This is a genomic window from Microbulbifer maximicatervae (SeqCode) (assembly GCF_052467325.1).
Map to the genome: position 1 here is coordinate 683,923 of NZ_CP174310.1, position 19,720 is coordinate 703,642.

The window sequence follows — 19,720 nt, forward strand, 5'->3', positions numbered from 1 at the left end:
AAGTCACTGAGTGATTAGAAGGTGTAGGTGCCTGTTACCCCGGCAATCCGGGGCTCACCATACTGATAGTAGGGCTCGGGTGCGTAGCCATTGGCCGGGTTGTTGCCATACTGGTTACTGAAGTAAAACCCGCGCACATAGTAATCTTCGTCAGTGAGGTTTCTTCCCCACAGGGCAACATCCCAGTTATCTCCCTGGTAGGTCAGGCGAGCATTGACCAGTTCGTAGGCTGTGGATTTTTCGTCGTGGCTGTTTGAGAAGTAGAATTCGTCTTTACCCTCAAGTTCCAATCGCAAGATCAGGTTTGGAAGCAGATCGATTTCTGTACCGGTAAAGAACTGGTAGTTGGGGGCGTGAGCGATATCGCGGCCATCCAGATCAACCGCAGCCAACACTGTTCCTGCGTAGTCATCGCGGGCATCGACGTGGGAACTACTTTCGTAGTCTTTAAATTCCGCATTCAGCCAGCCAGCAGAGGCGAAAAAGCGCAGGGCGTCGGTAGCCTGATAGTTCAGTTCCACCTCAAGACCAGTAGTACTTCCGCCGGCTGCATTGGCAAGGTAGTCACTAAATGAGTAGTCGGCAGGGTTAAAGATAGAAACCTTGGCCTGAACGTCATCTCGATCCTGGTAGAAAGCCGCAACCTGGGCTTGCAAACGATTCTCCAGCCAGCTGCCCTTAATACCTAATTCATAGTTGAGCATATGTTCGGTATCGAATTCGAACATGTCACTGTTGATCTCAGTGTTGCTTGTTGATTCTGAGATGATTCTGCCGTTTACACCGCCGGCTTTATAGCCTCGGGAAACCGTAGCGTAGAGCAAGGTGTTGTCGGTGTAATGGTATTGCAGCGAGATATTGCCGCCCCACAGGTTTTCTCCATTATCTGCATCGATGTTATAGGAATCTGAGTAATCGGCTTCGCGTCTTTCCAGTCTCAGACCGGTGATCAAGTTGATCGCTGGGGTGATTTCCGTAGAGAGCTGGCCGTAGATGGCAGAGTTTTCAGTATCAAAAGTGCTGCGGAAGCTCTGGTTGCGATTCAGGTCCTCGCGCTCCGTGCGGCCATAAAGGCCCACAACCCAGTGGCTGCGATCCCAGAATAACTTGGACTCTTCGGTAGAGAGTGCGCGAAGGTCAATGCTGATATTGTCTTTATCGCGCTGGTAATTATCCGTGGAGCTGTATTCCCAGGAATGAAAGCCGACATAGCTCCAATCCTCATCGTAGCCATATTCTGTATCTGAATCGGCGAGGCTGAGAGTGCCTTCTAGAGTAAAGTTCTCGTTACCAGACCATTGAGCAGTCAATGCGCCGGCAAAGGTTTCCTGGCGATCCCAGCCGGGCTGGTCAGATTGGGTTTCGCGAGTGTTATAGAGAGAGAAAGCATCGTAGCCGTTATCAACGTCGATATAGAAGAGGGTAACGCCCAGCTTTAAATCGTCAGACGGGGAGTAGGCCAGCTTACCGCGCAGCACAGACTCATCAATATTGCTGGTGTCATCGCGGTTGAGATACACATTCTCGGTATAGCCGTCGGATTTGCGTTTGCTGGCAGCCAGTCGATAGCCAAGAGCATCGCTCAAAGAACCACTGGTAGTCGCGGACAGGCTCTGTCCATTGTACTCGCTCAGCTCGGCGGACACCTTGGTGGTCGACTCACTGGTGGGCGCTGCACTGGTCATGTTGATCAGGCCGGCCAGGGCATTAGCGCCGTACACGGTGCCCTGTGGGCCCCGCAGGATTTCCACTTGATCGATATCCAGGGTGCTGGCTGCGAGCCCCAGGCCAGTAAAGTCGATACCGTCGATGATCAGGCCAACTGAGGGGTTTACTGGATCGATAAACTGGCTGCGCTCACCAATGCCGCGAATCTGTACAAATCGTCCCCTGGAGGCGCCAGACGAAAAATTCACATTGGGCGCCATGTTCAAAAGCTGGTCCAGATTGGCCGCGCCCCGCGCATCGATCGCGCTTTCATCCAGTACGGTAACACTGGAAGGAAGCTCCAAAAGGTTGGTTTCCCGTAGCTGTGCCGTAACCACCACTTCCTCAAGCCCGGTTTCTGCGGTATTAGCGGTGGCGATACCGGCGAACAAGCTGCTGGCAAGGCTGACAGACCAGGCAATAGGGTGGGTGGGAAACTGTTTTTTCATGGTTCTCTCTCGAATAACGGCAGTGAAAGAGACCCGGAGTGCGACGTGGGGAGGTTTTGCTTTGTCTACCTATTCCTACGCCGGTATTAACCGGATCAGGTTCAAGGGTTTGTCGCGACAGACCAATTTGATCCCCGGACATCTCAGGCAAGGCCACCCCTTAGGTTTTGCGGGCGCGATGATAGCAGAAACTGATAGATCCAGTCATTGGCTATGAGGTAGGTGCTTTAAACTGTCATTACGGAAATACCCAATTCCAATAGAAAAGAATGAATATGCATATTTGTACCTTTAAACGGCGTCTATACCTTAGGTGCCCGAGAGTGGATTATGCTCTTCGTTTTCCTCATTAGAGAAATTGGTTATTTTTAGTCAAGTTTTTTCAAGAAGGCGCTTCTTATCAAGTGAAATGGAAGTGTGATTGCCGAATCAGCGCCCATAATAGATTTCAGTTTGTAATATTTTGTAATTTAAACAAATTCTTTGAAAGACCTTAATATCCATTGTAATCGATATTCGTAGACATAAACTGCATACTCATAAAGTGAGGAGTATTGATTGGAAGAGCAAATATTCCAGTGTAATTAAGGCTGAGTGGAGCTTTAAGAGGGAAAATATATGATGCTTATAAAAAGCCAGCTGAAAGAGGAGAGTAAAGACTCCATAGAGAACACAAGCGGTATTCACGTATTACATCAGCCGGTGAATTTTGATTCAGTCGCTAGAATGTGGGCGAATTGTTGTATTTGGATGAAGAATGTATGTGGTAATTCAAGATGTCAAGCAGGAAGCTGTGAAGATGGAGTAGGCGTTTGCATGCAGGAATATGTAAATTTATATAGATCATATTCAAAAAATTTACATGAAACATATTCCCCTCTAAATAACTTTTGCAATTTTTCTACGCTTGAGCGAATTTATGTTAATGAAGGTGCATTATTGTGTCATTTTAATGCTGCAGTAGATTGTAGCTATGACTTTCTCCTCTTAAACATATCTGGAGCTTCTGAAGAATGTAAACGTGTAGAACATGTGATTGTGGTAAAACTTAAGAATAGTAAAGGACGCCGCTGGCTAAGGTGGTTATCGCCATGTTGTATGTTTGATCCTATCTATGGGCAAAAGCAGTTTAAAACACATGAAGATATGGCAAGAGAAGTATATGGCTCGATATCAATGTTTACTAAAAATTGGAGTAGAGTGTTGAGTGTAGGGTTTACGGCAATTCAAGAAGTAGATATCCAGAATTTATAAAGTGTAAAAACCACACGTATTCCGTACCTGGATATGTTTTAAATATAATACTTATTCAGCAATCTCTATCCTTCCTGATATATACTCTTACTAACATGGCTGATCTCCATATCATCCCAGCGTCCTACAAGTCAATTTAGCCATTCTTTGAATTCATAGCCCTAATCGGCTCATTCCTGCAAGTGACATAAATATTTAGCAATGTAGTTTTTGTATTTTAAAAACCAATTGCGTGCAGATTGTAATATTTTGTAATTTTCCAGAATTAAATGAAACGGAAAGCTAGGGCCTGTAATCGACAGTTCCCACTGTGTTGAGCACAATAAATTTAAACCGGTAATATACTTGTCTGATTCCCGGGGTAGGACACAAAAGACTGACAATATGAAATCGTGGAGGCGATAATGGCAATACAGGATACTATTCCAAAGTCAAGGATGACGCTGCGGTATAAGACTGAAATCAATGGGCAACCTGAGGACCTTGAGCTTCCATTAAGAATACTAATAATGGGAGACTTTTCCGGGCCAAATGGAGGCAAGCTTCCTCTTGCAGATCGTAAAATTATAAGCTTTAAAGGCAATAATATAAATCCTGTGATAGATAAAATGAATGTCCAGGTGAGCGTAACCGATGCAGATGAAAAAATACACACAATACCTATAAAGGATGTTGATTCATTTCACCCATTTAATGTTTGTAAAAACATTTCTTCGCTTAATGATATGGTCCGTTCAAAAAGGGCACTTAATACCCTTCTTTCCAGCATTAATAATAGTGCCAAGTTTCGCGATGCCCTTAAAAGCTTAATAAATAATAGGGAGGCAATCGATGCCCTCAAAGGCGCCCTGGAGTCCAGTTACGGAGAAGATAGCACTTTGCCGGCAAATCTAATCAGCCACCAGCCACAAGTTGAAGGAGGTGAAGGATGAGCTCAAATGTCCTTACAGTGCCCAATGAGCATGTGGTGGATTTAGGCTCCAGTTTAAATTACATGCCGGAAACAATTGAGTCGCTCTTAGATAAAAAAGTTCGAATCCAGAAGTCGAGAGAGTTAAAAGAGCAGCTTACATCTATTTCTGAAAAAGTAAAAAGCTACGATGAAGGAGATAGCTTCGAACAGGTCAAGGGATGTATTGATGAGGTGAGTGAAAAGTGTAAGTCTGTTCAGGAGTTTGTAGGGCAGCATGCAGATCTTTTGGATAAAAGTATGACCAATGCTCTAAACTCAACGCTACAATCTCTTGAGCCAAATCTTAAGGGTGCATTTACGGCGTTTGCGGAATATGACAGCAACCCGGATGGCGTGGTGGAGCTGGAAGTGGCTGCGCGGGATGAAGCAAAAAAAGCTGTAAAAAAAGCCAGGAAAATACACAAGCAAGAAGTGTTTCTTGCTGACTTGCTAAAGACAAATAAAGGTCTTATTTTAAACGACAATGAGCAGGCAGCAGACTACTTTCTAGGGTGTATGGCAACTGCTCTGTTTAATGATATTTTGCCGGCTAATGATGATGATGGTTTAGCAATGGCAAATATACGTCAAAAGGTCTCCAATGCTTGTGCTGATATAGATGAGAAGATAAATCAGCATGTCAATACAATTATTCATAATGATAATTTTAAAGCGTTAGAATCGAATTGGATGGGATTGCAAGGTCTGGTAGAAAGCACCGATTGGAGTGCTAATGTCATGATCGATATCCTTGATTGTACCAAAGAAGAACTTCGAGATGATCTGCAAAACAATTCCATGGATCTAACAAATAGTGAAGTTTTTAAAAAGATCTATGTTTCTGAATATGACCAATATGGTGGGTCTCCTTACGGCTCAATCATGGGGTTATATGAGTTTGATAATAATGATTCTGATCGTCGATTCCTAAGTACAATGGGTAAGGTTGCAGCGGCTAGCCATGCGCCCTTTGTATCATCGGTAGGCCCAAGCTTCTTTGCTTGCAATGACATCAAAGAGCTGTCTGAAATCAAAGATTTGGAAGCACATCTTAACCACCCAAGATTTGAAAAATGGAATCAATTTAGAAACTCCGAAGAAGCCGCATATATAGGGTTGACATTGCCCAAGTTCTTGCTTCGTGCACCTTATGAGCCTGAAGCAAATACTGGTGGATTTGGATTTGAAGAAAAAATAGATGTTGCGGAGGGGCACAAAGATTACCTCTGGTGTAATGCAGCTTTCCTATTTTGTAAAAATATGATTCGTTCTTTTACTGAAACAGGTTGGTGTCAATATATCCGGGGGCCCAGAGGAGGTGGTACTGTCGAATATCTTCCTCGCCACTATTTTAAACTGAACGGGCAGCAGGAGGTGAAATCACCAATAGAAATAACCATTCCAGATTATAAAGAGTTGCAGTTCTCTAATGCTGGGTTTATTCCCCTGATATATAAAAAGGGATCTTCAAATGCTTGTTTCTTTAGTAGTCAATCCATTAAGAAAACCAAGAAATTTAAGGATCCAATCGATTCTCAAAATTCCCAGTTGGTTGCTAATTTATCCTACACGATGTCAGTTACAAGAATTGCTCATTATATCAAATGTATTATGCGGGATAACATAGGTAGCACCGCGACTGAAGACTATATTAATTCATCGATTGAAAACTGGTTGTCGCAATACGTTACAACCGTTGTTAATCCAGACGATTTAACGCTCCGTTACTATCCATTTAAGTCAATAAAGGTAGAAACAGAAGAGCAGGAGGGGTTGGTAGGATGGTACAGCAGTAAAATTTCTGTAATGCCCCATAGGCAATTTGAAGGAATGGATGTGGAGTTGAGTCTGGACGTAAGGACTTAACCAAACTTTATTAAAGTCTGAATCAATAGAAAATAGAGTAAACCTGGAGGCGAAAATGGCTGCTGAAGTTCATAATTTAAGTGTGTTACAAGGTTTCAATGCTGCAAAAGATGATCAATCCCCATATGGTCATATGACAAAAATGATTGTTGGGAAAAAAACTCTTGAGCAAAATATTGAAGTCCCAGATTTTTGTGGAATAGATGGTGGTTCAGATGCGGGTTCCGTTGAGAAGATATCCAAGACTGCAGGAATTCTTGAGTCCGTTTACTACTCGGGCGGATACGCAGATCCTATAGAGATATCGTTTTATACAAGCTATGAAAATAGAACCATTCTGGATCTACTGCGAAAGCGAGATATGGAATGTACGGATGTTGATTTCGAACTCTTCTGCGCAAGATATGATCCGGTAGCTGGTAAGTACTTTAAAGCAATGCATACCAATGCCAATTTTAACAAAGGTGAAATCAAGAAAGTCTACAACGGATCTTCTGATACCACTGAGTTGGCCATAGACGTTGCCCAGGAATCTACTGACATCATTCAAACGCCAGAGTTATTTCGAGTGTGTATAGAAATTAGTCCCAAACCTACGGCACAACAATTCCATCTGGCGGTGAGTGAAAGTGCTAAATATGTCAAGCCTTGGGGTGTGAAAACAGATACGGGGGGAAGTTAATAATAAATAAAGGTAATGCTCTTGACCTGATTGGGTGGGGTGCGTGCGGTATATGTATTTTATATACCGCTACGTATCTAAAAATCAATCTCTTATTAATTGTTGAGCCAAAATAATTGGCTGGCAATGTATTGCAAAACAGAAAAACATTAGTATTTATACTGCGAGGATATGTTATGTCTCAAGACAGCCAGGCGCCTGTAAAATGGGAAGTGGGGCAAGCACTTTTGCCAGAGCATTTGATGGCCCAAGAAAAGTCCTTAGTTGCTGAAGCTTCTGGACGTCAAGAGCTGGCAGGCTTACCCAGCTATGGAATAAGCAGTATTGAATGGGACGCAAGCCTTTTATCTAACGAGGCCATTTTAAGCTTATCTACCCTAAAGCTAGTGACAAAAAAAGGCGGACTGGTTAATTATCCAGGCAATTCGCTACTTTTAACTCCACCTGTCGAATTGAAGCAGGCCTCTCAACCTACTGTTATATATCATATCCTACAAGAACGCCCTCTTGATAAGTTGCAAACAGTCAAAACACTGACGCCAAAAGTGGACGCGATAAATCGCCGCTTTCTAAAAATTGTCCTATCGTGTGAGCAGGTCCTGCCTAGAGAATATGAATATTTGTTGGATGATCATGACCTGATGGAAAGCGGTTGCTTAGGGAACTTTGAAAAACCATTTGATGATGGATGGAAAGTCTCACCGAGATATGTTCCTCCACTTCTACAAGTTGGAAATAGTCCCTATATGCTGGATATGTTGCAGCAACTGCTTACAGTAATGCTCCGCTTTAGGTCTGACCTGCGCCAGGAGTTTGGGGCAAGAAATCTACCTAAATCGATGTTATACAGCATAAAACAGTGCTTGCATGCAATACAATCTAATATAAGACTGCTTGAAAATTTAAACATATCTAAAACGAAAGATGGGGAGTTGAGGTTACATCCGTACTACCTTTTTGAGTCACTTCATGCTCTGCTAACTGATCTAATGCTATATCGAGGCGAGTGGCCGGAGCGTGATCCTCAACCCTACCGACACAGGGATTTGGCTGGTTCTTTCGAATATCTTATAAACCAGCTGAACATGAGGATGAAAGTAGAAAACTGTGAAAGCCAACTTTATGAATTTGTACTCAAAGATGGTATTTATTCGGTTCCACTGCCTGCATCCCTAACAGAGTCAGAAGTGCTTTATTTTGTTGTGGACCTAAATAGCCAGGCACCAATAGATCATACCAATACACCAGTGATTACCAGCATAGATCGGTTAAAGGATGTAAATAGTTATGCGCTTGAGGGGGTTAACCTTGAGCACCTGGAAAACCCGGGCTTTGGGTATGAGTTCGGTCGCGAAGTTCAGTGTTTCAGGTTGGGTCAAGAGGCCGAGCGGAAATATCTACACCGGGATGGAAGTGTGGGTTTCTATGCACAGAACACTTTTAAATTAATGAATTTTTACTTGTATCGTAAGCTTCCTGAAGGTCTGGATGTAAATTGATTGTTTAAGTTTTATTGTGGTGAAAAGTATATACTGCTATAGGAGTGGGTATGGGGGCTCTATTCTGTCGCATAGAATTAAATAAGAAAGACGGTGTTGTTATAACTGTTGATAATCAGTCGGGCAAGATAGTCCATAAAATCGAAATTAATAAGGACTCGATTACAACAACTAGTAAAGGATCTTCGGACACCAGCAAAATAGAACAGAAACCAGAGTCGGTATATATTGACTGCAAGAAGTTTAAATTAACTGCAGAAACCATTGAGTGTAAGGCTAGTAAAAGTACTCTAATGAAAAGCGATAGTTCCTGTGATATTGAGTCAGGGAAAACAATGTCTATCAATTCGGGTCAGAAAATGAATATGGGGTCTGGTTCCGTAAATGTTTCTGCAGATGCAAATGTTAATATTTCAGGTTTAAAGATTAAGCTTCAATAAAAAATAACGTAGGGTCTGGGTGCAATATGGAGCTAAATAGTAAGTTAATTCAAGCCGTGAGTGATGACGTTGCCTATGTTCAGGACTTTAAGAATAGTTTTACCCAACGTTATTCCCATATATCCTTAGATGAATGCAGTCAGGAGATAAAGCAGCTGGTTGAGTCAGTGGCACTGCTGATGGCAAAAAATAGAATTTCTGGCGAGAATGCTGTCGCATCCCTGTATCAGAGATTGTTCGGCCAGATATATCCATTTCTAGCATCGCCTTTACCTGCACTTGGTCTTATTAAGTTTGATGGTTATCAAATTTACGAACCGACGGATATTGCCCCTGGAACGATGATCGTAGTTAGCAGTGAAGATAATCAACAAGCGTTATTTAGAACCCAGTGTAGTCACACCATATATCCTGTTAAAATTTCAAACTTATCACTGAAGAGGGAAGGTCTGGTTGGTTCTAAGTTTGAAATTGAACTTCAAAATACGACTTCTGTTCCGGGCGCACTGAAAGAACTTAATTTTTATATTAATGCCGGTGAAGATTGGGGGGAGAATCTAAAGTTCAAAAATGCTGTAAGTGATCCGGAAACCCGAATTTTTCTGGAGCTAAGTAACGGAAAGAGGTATGAATGTAGGGTTTCCTTTGGCAAAGCTCAAGGGGACAATGTAAATCCTTTGTATGAAATGCGTCAGTACTTTCAAATGCCACAACTTCATTCCTTTATGAAAGTAGAGTTCGATCAAGCACCGGAGGAGTGGAGTGATGGAAGAGTTATAATTCTAATGGAAGCTGAATGGCCAAAAAATGTAAGGCTAAGTAAGGATCTCCTACAGTTAAATGTAGTGCCTGCGGAAAATTCCCAGTATGAGGATTCAGAAATTATATTAGTGGATGGTACAAAGTCTCAACATCCTATCCTGGCGCCAAATGCAAGTGATGAACTTGAACTTTATAAAGTTGAAGGTATTTTTAAACTTAATGGAAGTGATCGTATTGCGGTTAATCCTAGCTTTGTTAGTGAAGACATTGAGACTTACGATTTGTCAACAAATACGGAAAATGGATTGTATGAAATAAACTTGCGAATGCCGAATGCATTTGATACACCAGAGCAAGTGGTAGCTGAAGCTCTTTGGCATTCCCCGCAATTTAGCAACCATCTTTGGAAGCCCCTAAAGGCCCGTTTTTATGATAGGGATATAAGTGGCGTTTCTTCACGCGTACTACCGAATGTACGGAACCCTATAAGCCCCTACCAGCCAATGACTGAATTGACAGCAGAGCAAAATATTATGTTGTCAGCTATTAAGAATAAAGTTCGCCTCGAATTACAAGATCTGCTTTTGTTGCTGGATTCTCTCGGGAGTGTATGGAAAGGCGAGTATAAGCCAGTGCGAATATTATTGGACTCTCTACGGGATGTTGATCAGGACTTTACCGATAGTAGTGGCAGGGTAAAGTCTGGCATTCATTATATATTAGGCTTCAAAAGCATAGAGGAATATCTTCGCCCACTAGTCTTGGATTTTCTGGATCAAGTGGAAAGGATTCTGCAGGATTGGGTGATAGATCTTCCTGTAAAGCTTAGTGGTGATTTTTGTGTTGTTGGTCGGCATGACTTGGATCATAAAATTGTTACTTAAATTGATAAGTCGGTGTGATATGAATATAGAGCAATGGAATTCAATTTATACTTTTGTACGGGCAAGGGAATCGCGATTGGAGATCGGCAGTGTAGAGGAGTATGAAAGTAACCTAGATAAAGGTGGTGAGAGTTTAGCTTTATTTGAAAGGTTGCTCTTAGATCTGGCTAGCTGTGAGCGTAGTTTGATGGCGCTGCTGGCATCCAATATTGTCAAGGATATTATTACTGTCTTGGCTATCCATACTGATGAAATTGTTCGGGTAGAAAGCAAGCAAGCGGTGAGTGACTGGAAGCTACTACAAGAGTCAAAAGGCGGAATAAATAATGGAGGAGTATACTTTTTTGATCTTGCCGAACAGGAGCTAGCTAAAACCTCTCCGAGTATTGAGGTGTTAGAAACCCTCTATTTCTGCCTGCTATCTGGCTACAAAGGGAAGTATTTTGATTCAGAAAGCAGACTTAAAGAAGTCTCCGAGCGTCTGCAAAGACGCATAAAATCGATAGTTCAAAGAAATGAGTATTCTAAAGTGATCGCCTTGGATGAATATTACCCCAAAAGTGTAAATGATGTGCATGGCGATAAAATTGAGATTGCAGAATATACAGCACCTGTGGGGCCAGACTTTAAAGAGCCCCCCCAAAAAAAAGATTCAGAAAATAACTGGAATCTAAAGCCTTACAGGAAGCGGCGTAAACGTTCCGGTGGTCATGGAGTAATCTAATGTCCTGGATATTAAATAATAATATCAGAGCCAGGTTAAGTGAGTTTGATTTGCTTGCTTTACTCCGGCTGTTGGATTACAAAGGTTTTTCCAGCAAAGATATTATGTTTATAGGCAATAGTAGCCTGACCTCGCAAGAGCGTATAGTTGAAGATGTTGTTATACATGATGACGGGGTTGACATTATAGTTAACTTTGGCTTGCTTGGCGCTCAGACTGTTCTGCCATCGCGCTGGATCAAAAAGCTTGAGAAATATAGAGGCGTCAACGAGGCAACTGAAAAAGTTCTTGGTCTTTTGGATCACTTTATTATAGTGGACTACATTGCTTCTGCCTATCCAAATATCAATACTGCACTTTTTAAAGATTGGGGCGTTACAGCAAGGTATCACCTATCTTTGGAGAAGTATCGTTGTAGTACAACTTTGCACTGGGTCTTTTCAATTGTTTTTCCAGAATTCTATGTTGGGTTGAGCTCCGGTAATCAAGCAGTTAACAAAAGGTGTAATGATGTAGTCTTTGGTGAGGGGCTTGACCCTCAGGTTGCCTCCTTGGGCGGGTGGAGGAAAACGTTAACTCAGACCCAAAGTGTTGTGTTGAGCCACAAAGCAAAAAATTATAGAGCTCATATTGATTGGCAGGATGAGATAAGAAAGAGGCTAAATAGGTATATCCTTCCAATAATCAGCGGCATGGAGTTATCAATTAGTATCAAGTTGTTGGAATACTCTAGATATTCAGGTTTCGTTCTGGGTGGGGATAGCCTAATAGGTAGAGACTCAATAATAAGTGATACCGGCGAACTAAAATATATCAATATTTATGAAGGGGTAAGTAAGGCATATAAGTCCAAGTCTGATGAGTCCAGCTGGAGCAGGGTATGTCAAATCCAGCCTTAGAACATCTTCGAGAAAATGCTTATATAGTCGATGAGTTGGCCAGCCCAACTTTGGATGAATACTTTGACAAAATATCAGGCGATTGGGTTAAAGGTAATTTCTCAGCAATTGTTGATCTTTGTAATGAGATTATTCCCGACGATATCTACGATGTCCGAATTGTTTTCTACTATTTATACTCTTCCTGGGTCCTCTCCGAGCAGGAGGTTCATTTAGATATATTGGAAGTTACCTACTCTTTAGTGGACGGATTTCTTGATGATCATGAGTTCAATAAGGGGGCAGAGAAAAAAATTGTCAATAATTTTTACGAGTGCCTAGCAGTATTTTGTAAAAAATTGGCCAAAAGGTTGGAGCGTTTCCCTCCCGCCATTGATGGCGATGAAGAAATGATCTCTTCTATTTGTGAGCTACTAGAAAAGTTACAAGAGCGACTATCAAAAAATGAAGCTTTTACTTCTTCATTTAAGTCTATAAGTTCAATTATAGAGTCGTACTTGCCGTTATTGTCTGAGATGGAATCCAAAAGTAAGGGTGTACAAGACTACCCGAATGATGAGGAAGTTGGTGAAAGACAGGTACCTTCTTCCACTTCAGCTTCAGGTACGCCTTCTGTGGATCTTGTGAGCGGGACGTCATATTACCTTACCGAGTTGTTGGAAAAGATTTCGCTCCTTAAAAATTTAAGTGAAAGCAGAGAGGAATATAAGGCTGCGATTGTTGTTGAAGATATTCGTTATACTCTTACAAATTTTAATCCCCTTGTATATTTCCCGGACTTGTTTCGGAGCTATACCGAAATTATTGCAAGAAATGCAGGCGTTTATGCAGGGTATATTGCAGAGCATGAAGAGAGCCAATGGCAAGCGTTACAGCAGTGTTATATGGTGGATAGGGAGAGTTTTAAAAACCTATCAATAATTCCAGCAAGGATAACCTCTCAAAGACTGGAACACTATGAAGAAGAATCCGATGATGTGTATCAATAACGTTGGTTAGAGCAGATAAACCCTACCTGTATTTGGTTCGGTTTATCTCTATCAAGAAGGTAAAGGGAGGCAAATGTGCTGGCATCGACAATCGAAAATAAAGAGTATGGTGATCCAGATCTCCTGTTGATAGAAGCAACTCTAAAGATCGAAGGGAGAGTAGAGAAGCTGTCCGGGACGTCCATTGATTTATTTCATGCTGATCTAGAGGTGTATGGATTTAAAGGAAGTCTATCATTTTCTTATGACGTTGACTTTAAGCAAGATACCTTAATTGAATCATTTTCATCAGAGGCCCCTATCTGGATTGATATTTCAATTGTTCCAGTTTTTAAGTTTGGATTGAAAGTTGAACCTATAAAAATTAAAGGGCTGGTAACTGACAAATCAGTTGTTGAGCGGCGAAATGAAGTTCTGGAAGGGCAGCCTGTGCTGGTTCGGAATTATACAGTTAATTTTTCTGATCCTGCCTTTGTACTTTGGAAGCAGCATTACCCCTGTGAGTTATATACCAATAAAAATATGCGTAAAGTTATAGAGCAGCAGCTATTTGGTATTTTGTCGGTAGACTTTAAGCATGAAAAATTGGCAGAAGTTCTACCCATGATTACCTTGGGTCTGGGTCTTACTTATCCATATCAATGCCAGAGTACAGGCGGATTCCACACTGTCAGCTTTTACGATTTTCTTATGTCTTACATAGACTCAATTTTTGGGGTTTGGGTATATGACTATAGCACCCACACCTACCAGATTTCTGGCCACAAACCAGAACCTAAGAGCACTAAGCCATTCCTGCCTAACGAAGTGACGGCGCTTAGAAGCTACTGGCCTGAGACACCTAGACATAATTTGCAAATGCTGAATGGTATAGCTATTGGATCAGACCGTAAACTGTTTAATGTACCAACTTCAATGAAAGGCGTACGTAAAGATTTTCTGTATCGGGAGCCCCTGAAGAAAAAGTTTGATGAATTGAAAAAAGTAGATGAAAAACGGTTTAAAGAACATGGCTTCGAGCTTCATGGCGCTTTTAGCCAGTGGCCCCTCGAGACGTACTTTCCCGGTTGTGAATTTTCTGTTGAGCCCAAAGCTTGGGGGCAAAATTTACTCTACTCAGGAAGAAAATACTGCTGCTATAAAGTCAAAATTTCTGCAGAGCAAACTGATGGCTCTAAAAAGAAAACTGAGATTACAGATAATGCTACATATCGCCTAAGCTATACATTTTATGCAGAGCAAGCCGAAAGTCCTAAGATTCATATGCCAGATATTCAAACACCAACAAGCTCGTTTTATGTTGAAGGGCAAGTAGTGAGTGGAATTGGATCAAATAGTGAGCTTACTTATGATTTGCAAAAAAATAAGAATACCGAGCAGTTTGAATACCAGGTCTACATTCCTTTGTTTGACCAGACAATAAGAGTTCTATTTGAAACGGATAATGCAAACCCTCACCTTTATTTCCCGCTATATAGAGATACTCGAGTACTTGTTGCAATTGACCTTTATCAAGCTGTTATTGTGAGGGTGCTTGATTGGGGGCGGCACAGCCGTTTAACCCCAGATACTCAGGGAAATCATCTTCTTTTTGGAAAAAATGACACTGATCAGACATCTGTTAAGCATATTTATCAACAGGGTAAGCCAGAACTTCATATTAAAAGAACCAAGGGAAAAGATACCGAACTTCTTCAAATGAAAGAAGGAACCCTAATTTTACAAACTTGTGAGGAATAGATCATGCCACAGTGTGTTTGTGCCGGTGCTGTACTCAAGTGTTCGTTTGGTGCGGCACCCAGTACATTGGCGGTGACGCCAGAAAATAGAGTATTACTATCAACGCCTGCGGCAACTATACGAGATAATATCCCGTTAAAGAATATTATGCCGTTTGGACCCTGTAGTTCAATGTCCTTTCCTGCTACTGCATCAGCCACTACAGCGGCCATGGGTGCTTTGACACCGATGCCTTGTATTCCTGCTATTTTGTTGCCATGGGCAAAAGGTGACCCTAGTGTGTCCCTGGCAAATTTCCCCATACTCACAAATGACAGTAAGTTAACCTGTATGTGGGGCGGTGTAATTTCAATACAGCAAGCTGGACAAATGAAAGTGGAGGCCGTGTTATGAATCGTTCTATGTTAAATGGTTGTATTGTGCTGGGGGTTGTATTTTTACTTTGTGCGGTAACATTCTTGATCATAAGGCTCGTATTGCACTTGGATGCAGAAATCACTGCCAATTTGCTGAGCCACCTGAGCCTTATAGCGGTTATCTTTGCCTCCATAATCGCCCTGTTTCTTGTTGGATATGCTGTTTATTCAATTTTTCAATCCCGGCAGCATTTCGTTAGAAAAATACTTTTGATAGGACATTCACAACCTAAAGATATTATTGTGAATGAGTATATCAAGAAGAGTTTCCCCTTGGAGAGTCTCGAGCCCGTGTCGGTTCCAGCAGATTTCATTGGCAATGTATTACCGAAAATCAAGTGGCAATTGCAGCGACTGCGAGGATCATGGTTTTTGCCTGCACCAAGGCTATTATTAACATTCAATGTGTTACATCTACAGTCAATACAGAACGGGGAGTTAGAAAAATATCTACACGATATTGTCAGTCTTTCCTCTGAGGTTTCTCCATGGGGGAAAAAGCTTGAGGTACACATATTGGTGCATAATATGGATGTGATAAAGGGGTATTCTACCGTTCACACGCAGTTATTTAATAGTGAGGTATTTTGGAGTGTTGCTGATCCATCTTCTTTTGATCTTGAGTTGTTAAGTTTGGTTCAGTCTGGTTTGCATCAACTCCCTGATGTTAGCTCTGAGAGGTTCTCTGATTTACTAGATTTCTCTAATTCTGTATCGGAGAGAAAAAAGGAAGTATGTGATCTACTAAAGGGTTTGGTGGCAATATTTGGTCGGAGAGTTGATGTTGACTTGGCTTGTTAAACCAGTGGAGTCATGAAAAGGTAGTTATTTTAGTGTCCATAGGTTGTTCGGCATTTTTTATGAAAATTTAAGATTGAAGAAGTCATGATTAATTTTGAAGTAAAAATGTCGACGCCGACCATTTTGAACTTGCCGACCTCTGTATGAAGTATGCCAGTAGCTATATAGATTATATGCAAGAAAAGTTTACTTTGAGGCTTATTTATCTTGATTGTGCTAAGTCATGCTTCAGCGATTGGTAAGTCTTGATGGGAAGTTCATGAATTTCCACTGAATTAGATGAAATTAATGCGCAGCATCCAAAGTTCATTGTAATTTACTCCTATAAGCTCGTGATCGGTTTATATGCCTTATAAGGTCTCAAAGGTAATGAGACTTTTTTTCGGAGTGCTGAAAAGAAAATCCGGCAACAGAGTACTCAACAATTCATCAGTTGGCTTCATAGTGCGTGCCTCCACGTAACAATTAAATAGTCGTGGTTGTTTTATCTGCAATCAAAAATTTAATGTGCTTCCAGGGGAGTAGGGTTACGTCTCTCATAATTATCCTATAAATTGTAAATGATTTTTATATCTTTTTGTAAAGACATCTTCATGCTTGATTAAAGCCTGCATTGTTAGATTCTGTTTCGGGTTTATGAATATGTCGAACCTGACTAAGTTAAATATTTACTGGCGCGTAACGCTATTATAATTTTGAATAATAGGCGGATTCCTTGGTGTGCATCTTGATAATTAATCACAACAAGTTCCAATTGAAATCAAATAAAGTCGAATGCATCCGTCTCGGAAATATTTCATACGAAAAGTGGCGTTTCACAGAATATTTTCTTGCTGAATTGCTGCTTGGTACCCTATACTTGCTGTGTGGCTAGTTTTAGGGGGTCGACATAATATTAGGTGGAGGTGGGTCTAAGTAGAAAATGTGCTGGGTTGTGCCAGTGATTTAATTTTGGTAGTGGAATTCTTCCAATAGCACCTATTTTATCGGTTGGTGGCTTAGGTTTTCTCGCCAGTTTATTTGCTAGAGCTATTTTGTCGATTGCTTAATGTCTGGATTTTATTGTCTAGCCGTTGTTTTTAACTCCATAGTGGTTTCAGTTATATCAATCATAATTTGGGGGGGATCATGGGGCTTTTAGTTAACTCTAAAACTAAGCAAAGAATTTATTTGAAATCAATTCATTCAATGGGAAGGGATGCTGAATCTTGTGATACAGCCCTATATTGCCCGCTTTGCTCACGCCTGCAATGTGTTATTCGCTATCAGAATTCGGCTTGGTATCTTTATGATGAAAGCAGGAATGGAACCTATCTAAATGGCGCCAAGTTATCTTCTGGAGGCATTCGCTTGAAAGAAGGGGATAATATTTCATTCCCTGGGGACCAGGATAATAATTGGACATTGGAGGATATATCGAGTCCATCATCAGTATTGCTATTCAATGGCGGTGAGCAATATATTGAACTGGAGAAATGTAACGCGCTGCCGAATGAGAGACATCCTGAGCTTTTGATAACCAAAGAGGAGGATTCTCTTCACTGGTTTATTGAGCAGGGCGAGTTAGTTAAGCCATTGAGAGGTGGGGATAGGCTTTACCTTTCGGGGCAACCTTGGGTATTTTATCCTAATGATATGGTATTAGAGACCCAAGCATATCAGATTCAAGACTCCAAAGATGAGCTACATTTATTTTTTGGCGTCAGCTTGAATGAAGAGAATGTTCAGCTTGTTACTTCCTGTCGAAAAATTGAGAAGGATATGGGATATAAGGTACATCACCAACTATTAGTTATCCTGGCTCGTCGACTGATTAGTGATGTTAATAGCGGGTTTCCTCTAAGAGACAGTGGCTGGATAGCAACCGATTTACTTCTCCGGGAGCTAAGAATTGAAGCAGCTTATCTAAATATTTTGATATATCGCTCTAGAACTGCATTTGAGCGTGCTGGAATTAAGCACCCGCCTATAGATCGGCGCCAGGGAGAGTTAAGATTGCGACCATGCAGAGTATCTATTCAAAAAGGAGAAGAGCTAGTTGAACACTCGCCTGATATTGATGGAGTCGTAGCTTCGCCTATGTGTTCAGGGTTTGTTTAGGAAAGTGATTTTTATCAGATACAAAGGTGTTACTACTGAATCAAGAAAGAATATGCTGGCTTGAGATGTAGCGTGAGTATGTGGCGGTAAAGCCACAATTGGCGTCCTATTCAATTGTGGTTCTATACAGTATATTCTTTCTTTTCGTTTTAACGATTCTAAATGTTATCTGTTTATTTATATTTAACCCCATCTGTTTATACTGAAAGCTATTAAAATACTGATTTATTAAATTAACAGGTTTCAAATTTATATTGGTATCTTTGGGTGTTGTTTCTTACCGGTAAAAGTGTAGTGGTCTAATCCTTCCGGACACTTCGTTAAGATGGTAAAACTACCTAGCGAGGTGAAGTATGACAACAAAAGGTACACGCCGGAAATTCAAGCCGGAGTTCAAGAAAGACGCCGTAGCTCTTGTCTCAGAACAAGAGTATTCGATTTCCAAGGCCGCAGAGGCTGTAGGAACCACTGCTAACAATCTGCGACGCTGGATAAAGGAGCTGGAGCAGGAAGAGAGCGGAGTAAGGTTGGATTCGGGCGAACGAGCTGAACTGGATCAACTGCGACGTGAAGTAAAGCAATTGCGGATGGAGAAGGAAATCCTAAAAAAGGCCAGCGCCTTCTTTGCGAAAGAAATGAAATAAAGTACGAATTTATTAAAAAGCAGCAAGGTAGCTTTCCAGTTAGAGTGCTCTGCCGAGTAATGCAAGTAAATAAGAGCAGCTATTACGAATGGTGTCGTCGTAGTGATAGCCCAATAGATGGCCAGATTTGGCAACTATGCCATCGATTGAAGGCCTTATTTGCAGAATCTCGTGAGAGTCTCGGAAGCCGTCGGTTAATGAAGCTGTTGCGCAAAGAAGGCTTTGAAATTGGGCGTTATCGAGTCCGCAAACTCATGAAAAAGCTCGGCTTGGTAGTAAAACAGAAGAAGCGATTTACACTAACCACAAATAGCAAGCACCAACTGCCAGTTGCTGAGAATCTTCTAAATAGGGATTTCTCACCGAGTGCTAAAAATCAAGTTTGGACTACGGATATTACCTATATCTGGACTTTGCAGGGTTGGTTATACCTAGCAGTGGTAATTGATCTTTATTCACGCCGGATTGTTGGCTGGCACTTAGACCGCCAGATGGAGACGGCCCTGGCAAGTCGTGCACTGGTTATGGCTATCAATTTGCGCACCCCAACAAAAGGTCTGCTGCATCACTCTGATCGAGGTAGCCAGTATGCCAGCCATAGCTACCAAGCGCTACTAAAGCAGCATGGAATGGTGTGCTCAATGAGCCGCAAGGGAAATTGTTGGGACAATGCACCTACTGAGCGTTTTTTTAGTAGCCTGAAGCGGGAATGGTTAACAGGAAACCTCTATCCGACAAGGGAGGGTGCGATAACAGACGTGAGGGCCTATATTGCGTATTACAATTCACGCAGAATACATACAACACTGGGGGACGTAACCCCTATCGAATTTGAAAAATGTGCTTAGGAAAGTGTCCGGTTGGAGTTGACCACAACAAAGAGTGCTAATTTCTATTCTACCTGGATAAAAG

16 protein-coding genes and 1 riboswitch are annotated in these 19,720 nt (G+C 41.5%); of the genes, 15 read left to right on the forward strand and 1 reads right to left on the reverse strand.

The window, feature by feature from the left end; genetic code table 11:
- Positions 1-14 precede the first annotated feature (14 nt).
- Positions 15-2,156, reverse strand: a complete 2,142-nt coding sequence (locus ACJJIE_RS03385) for a TonB-dependent receptor (protein ID WP_444893551.1) — start codon at positions 2,154-2,156, stop codon at positions 15-17.
- Between the two features lie 55 nt (positions 2,157-2,211).
- Positions 2,212-2,327, reverse strand: a riboswitch (TPP riboswitch).
- A gap of 447 nt (positions 2,328-2,774) precedes the next feature.
- Between ACJJIE_RS03385 and ACJJIE_RS03390 the strand changes: the two genes are divergently transcribed.
- The 15 genes from ACJJIE_RS03390 (at position 2,775) to ACJJIE_RS03460 (ending at position 19,656) form a co-directional block, all read left to right on the forward strand.
- Positions 2,775-3,410 carry a hypothetical protein gene (locus tag ACJJIE_RS03390; protein ID WP_444893552.1) on the forward strand — a complete coding sequence of 212 codons (636 nt, stop codon included), beginning with the start codon at positions 2,775-2,777 and terminating at the stop codon, positions 3,408-3,410.
- 404 nt (positions 3,411-3,814) lie between these two features.
- Positions 3,815-4,342: a type VI secretion system contractile sheath small subunit gene (gene tssB, locus ACJJIE_RS03395; protein WP_444893553.1), complete on the forward strand. Its 528-nt coding sequence runs from the start codon at positions 3,815-3,817 to the stop codon at positions 4,340-4,342.
- Positions 4,339-6,228, forward strand: a complete 1,890-nt coding sequence (gene tssC, locus ACJJIE_RS03400) for a type VI secretion system contractile sheath large subunit (protein WP_444893554.1) — start codon at positions 4,339-4,341, stop codon at positions 6,226-6,228. The genes tssB and tssC overlap by 4 nt, the downstream gene beginning before the upstream one ends.
- A 55-nt stretch (positions 6,229-6,283) precedes the next feature.
- Positions 6,284-6,910, forward strand: a complete 627-nt coding sequence (locus ACJJIE_RS03405; protein ID WP_444893555.1) for a hypothetical protein — start codon at positions 6,284-6,286, stop codon at positions 6,908-6,910.
- Between the two features lie 116 nt (positions 6,911-7,026).
- Positions 7,027-8,409, forward strand: coding sequence for a type VI secretion system baseplate subunit TssK (gene tssK, locus ACJJIE_RS03410; RefSeq protein WP_444893556.1), 1,383 nt, complete (start codon positions 7,027-7,029; stop codon positions 8,407-8,409).
- Positions 8,410-8,459: 50 nt separating this feature from the next.
- Positions 8,460-8,849: a hypothetical protein gene (locus ACJJIE_RS03415; RefSeq protein ID WP_444893557.1), complete on the forward strand. Its 390-nt coding sequence runs from the start codon at positions 8,460-8,462 to the stop codon at positions 8,847-8,849.
- Positions 8,850-8,875: 26 nt separating this feature from the next.
- Positions 8,876-10,495, forward strand: coding sequence for a type VI secretion system baseplate subunit TssF (locus ACJJIE_RS03420; RefSeq protein WP_444893558.1), 1,620 nt, complete (start codon positions 8,876-8,878; stop codon positions 10,493-10,495).
- A 19-nt stretch (positions 10,496-10,514) separates the two neighbouring features.
- Positions 10,515-11,219 carry a DotU family type IV/VI secretion system protein gene (locus ACJJIE_RS03425; RefSeq protein WP_444893559.1) on the forward strand — a complete coding sequence of 235 codons (705 nt, stop codon included), beginning with the start codon at positions 10,515-10,517 and terminating at the stop codon, positions 11,217-11,219.
- Positions 11,219-12,118 carry a hypothetical protein gene (locus tag ACJJIE_RS03430; RefSeq protein ID WP_444893560.1) on the forward strand — a complete coding sequence of 300 codons (900 nt, stop codon included), beginning with the start codon at positions 11,219-11,221 and terminating at the stop codon, positions 12,116-12,118. The genes ACJJIE_RS03425 and ACJJIE_RS03430 overlap by 1 nt, the downstream gene beginning before the upstream one ends.
- On the forward strand, positions 12,100-13,107 hold the full coding sequence (locus tag ACJJIE_RS03435) for a type VI secretion system protein IglI family protein (RefSeq protein WP_444893561.1): 1,008 nt from the start codon (positions 12,100-12,102) through the stop codon (positions 13,105-13,107). Before ACJJIE_RS03430 ends, ACJJIE_RS03435 begins: the two co-directional genes overlap by 19 nt.
- Before the next feature lie 75 nt (positions 13,108-13,182).
- Positions 13,183-14,847, forward strand: coding sequence for a hypothetical protein (locus ACJJIE_RS03440; RefSeq protein ID WP_444893562.1), 1,665 nt, complete (start codon positions 13,183-13,185; stop codon positions 14,845-14,847).
- A 3-nt stretch (positions 14,848-14,850) separates the two neighbouring features.
- On the forward strand, positions 14,851-15,240 hold the full coding sequence (locus ACJJIE_RS03445; RefSeq protein WP_444893563.1) for a DUF4280 domain-containing protein: 390 nt from the start codon (positions 14,851-14,853) through the stop codon (positions 15,238-15,240).
- Complete coding sequence (locus ACJJIE_RS03450) at positions 15,237-16,064, forward strand: hypothetical protein (protein ID WP_444893564.1); 828 nt, start codon at positions 15,237-15,239, stop codon at positions 16,062-16,064. Before ACJJIE_RS03445 ends, ACJJIE_RS03450 begins: the two co-directional genes overlap by 4 nt.
- A gap of 1,128 nt (positions 16,065-17,192) precedes the next feature.
- Complete coding sequence (locus ACJJIE_RS03455) at positions 17,193-18,164, forward strand: FHA domain-containing protein (RefSeq protein WP_444893565.1); 972 nt, start codon at positions 17,193-17,195, stop codon at positions 18,162-18,164.
- A gap of 353 nt (positions 18,165-18,517) precedes the next feature.
- A protein-coding gene (locus ACJJIE_RS03460) for an IS3 family transposase (protein ID WP_444893566.1) occupies positions 18,518-19,656 on the forward strand; the annotation gives its coding sequence in 2 pieces (ribosomal slippage) (positions 18,518-18,767 and positions 18,767-19,656; 1,140 coding nt in all).
- Positions 19,657-19,720 lie beyond the last annotated feature (64 nt).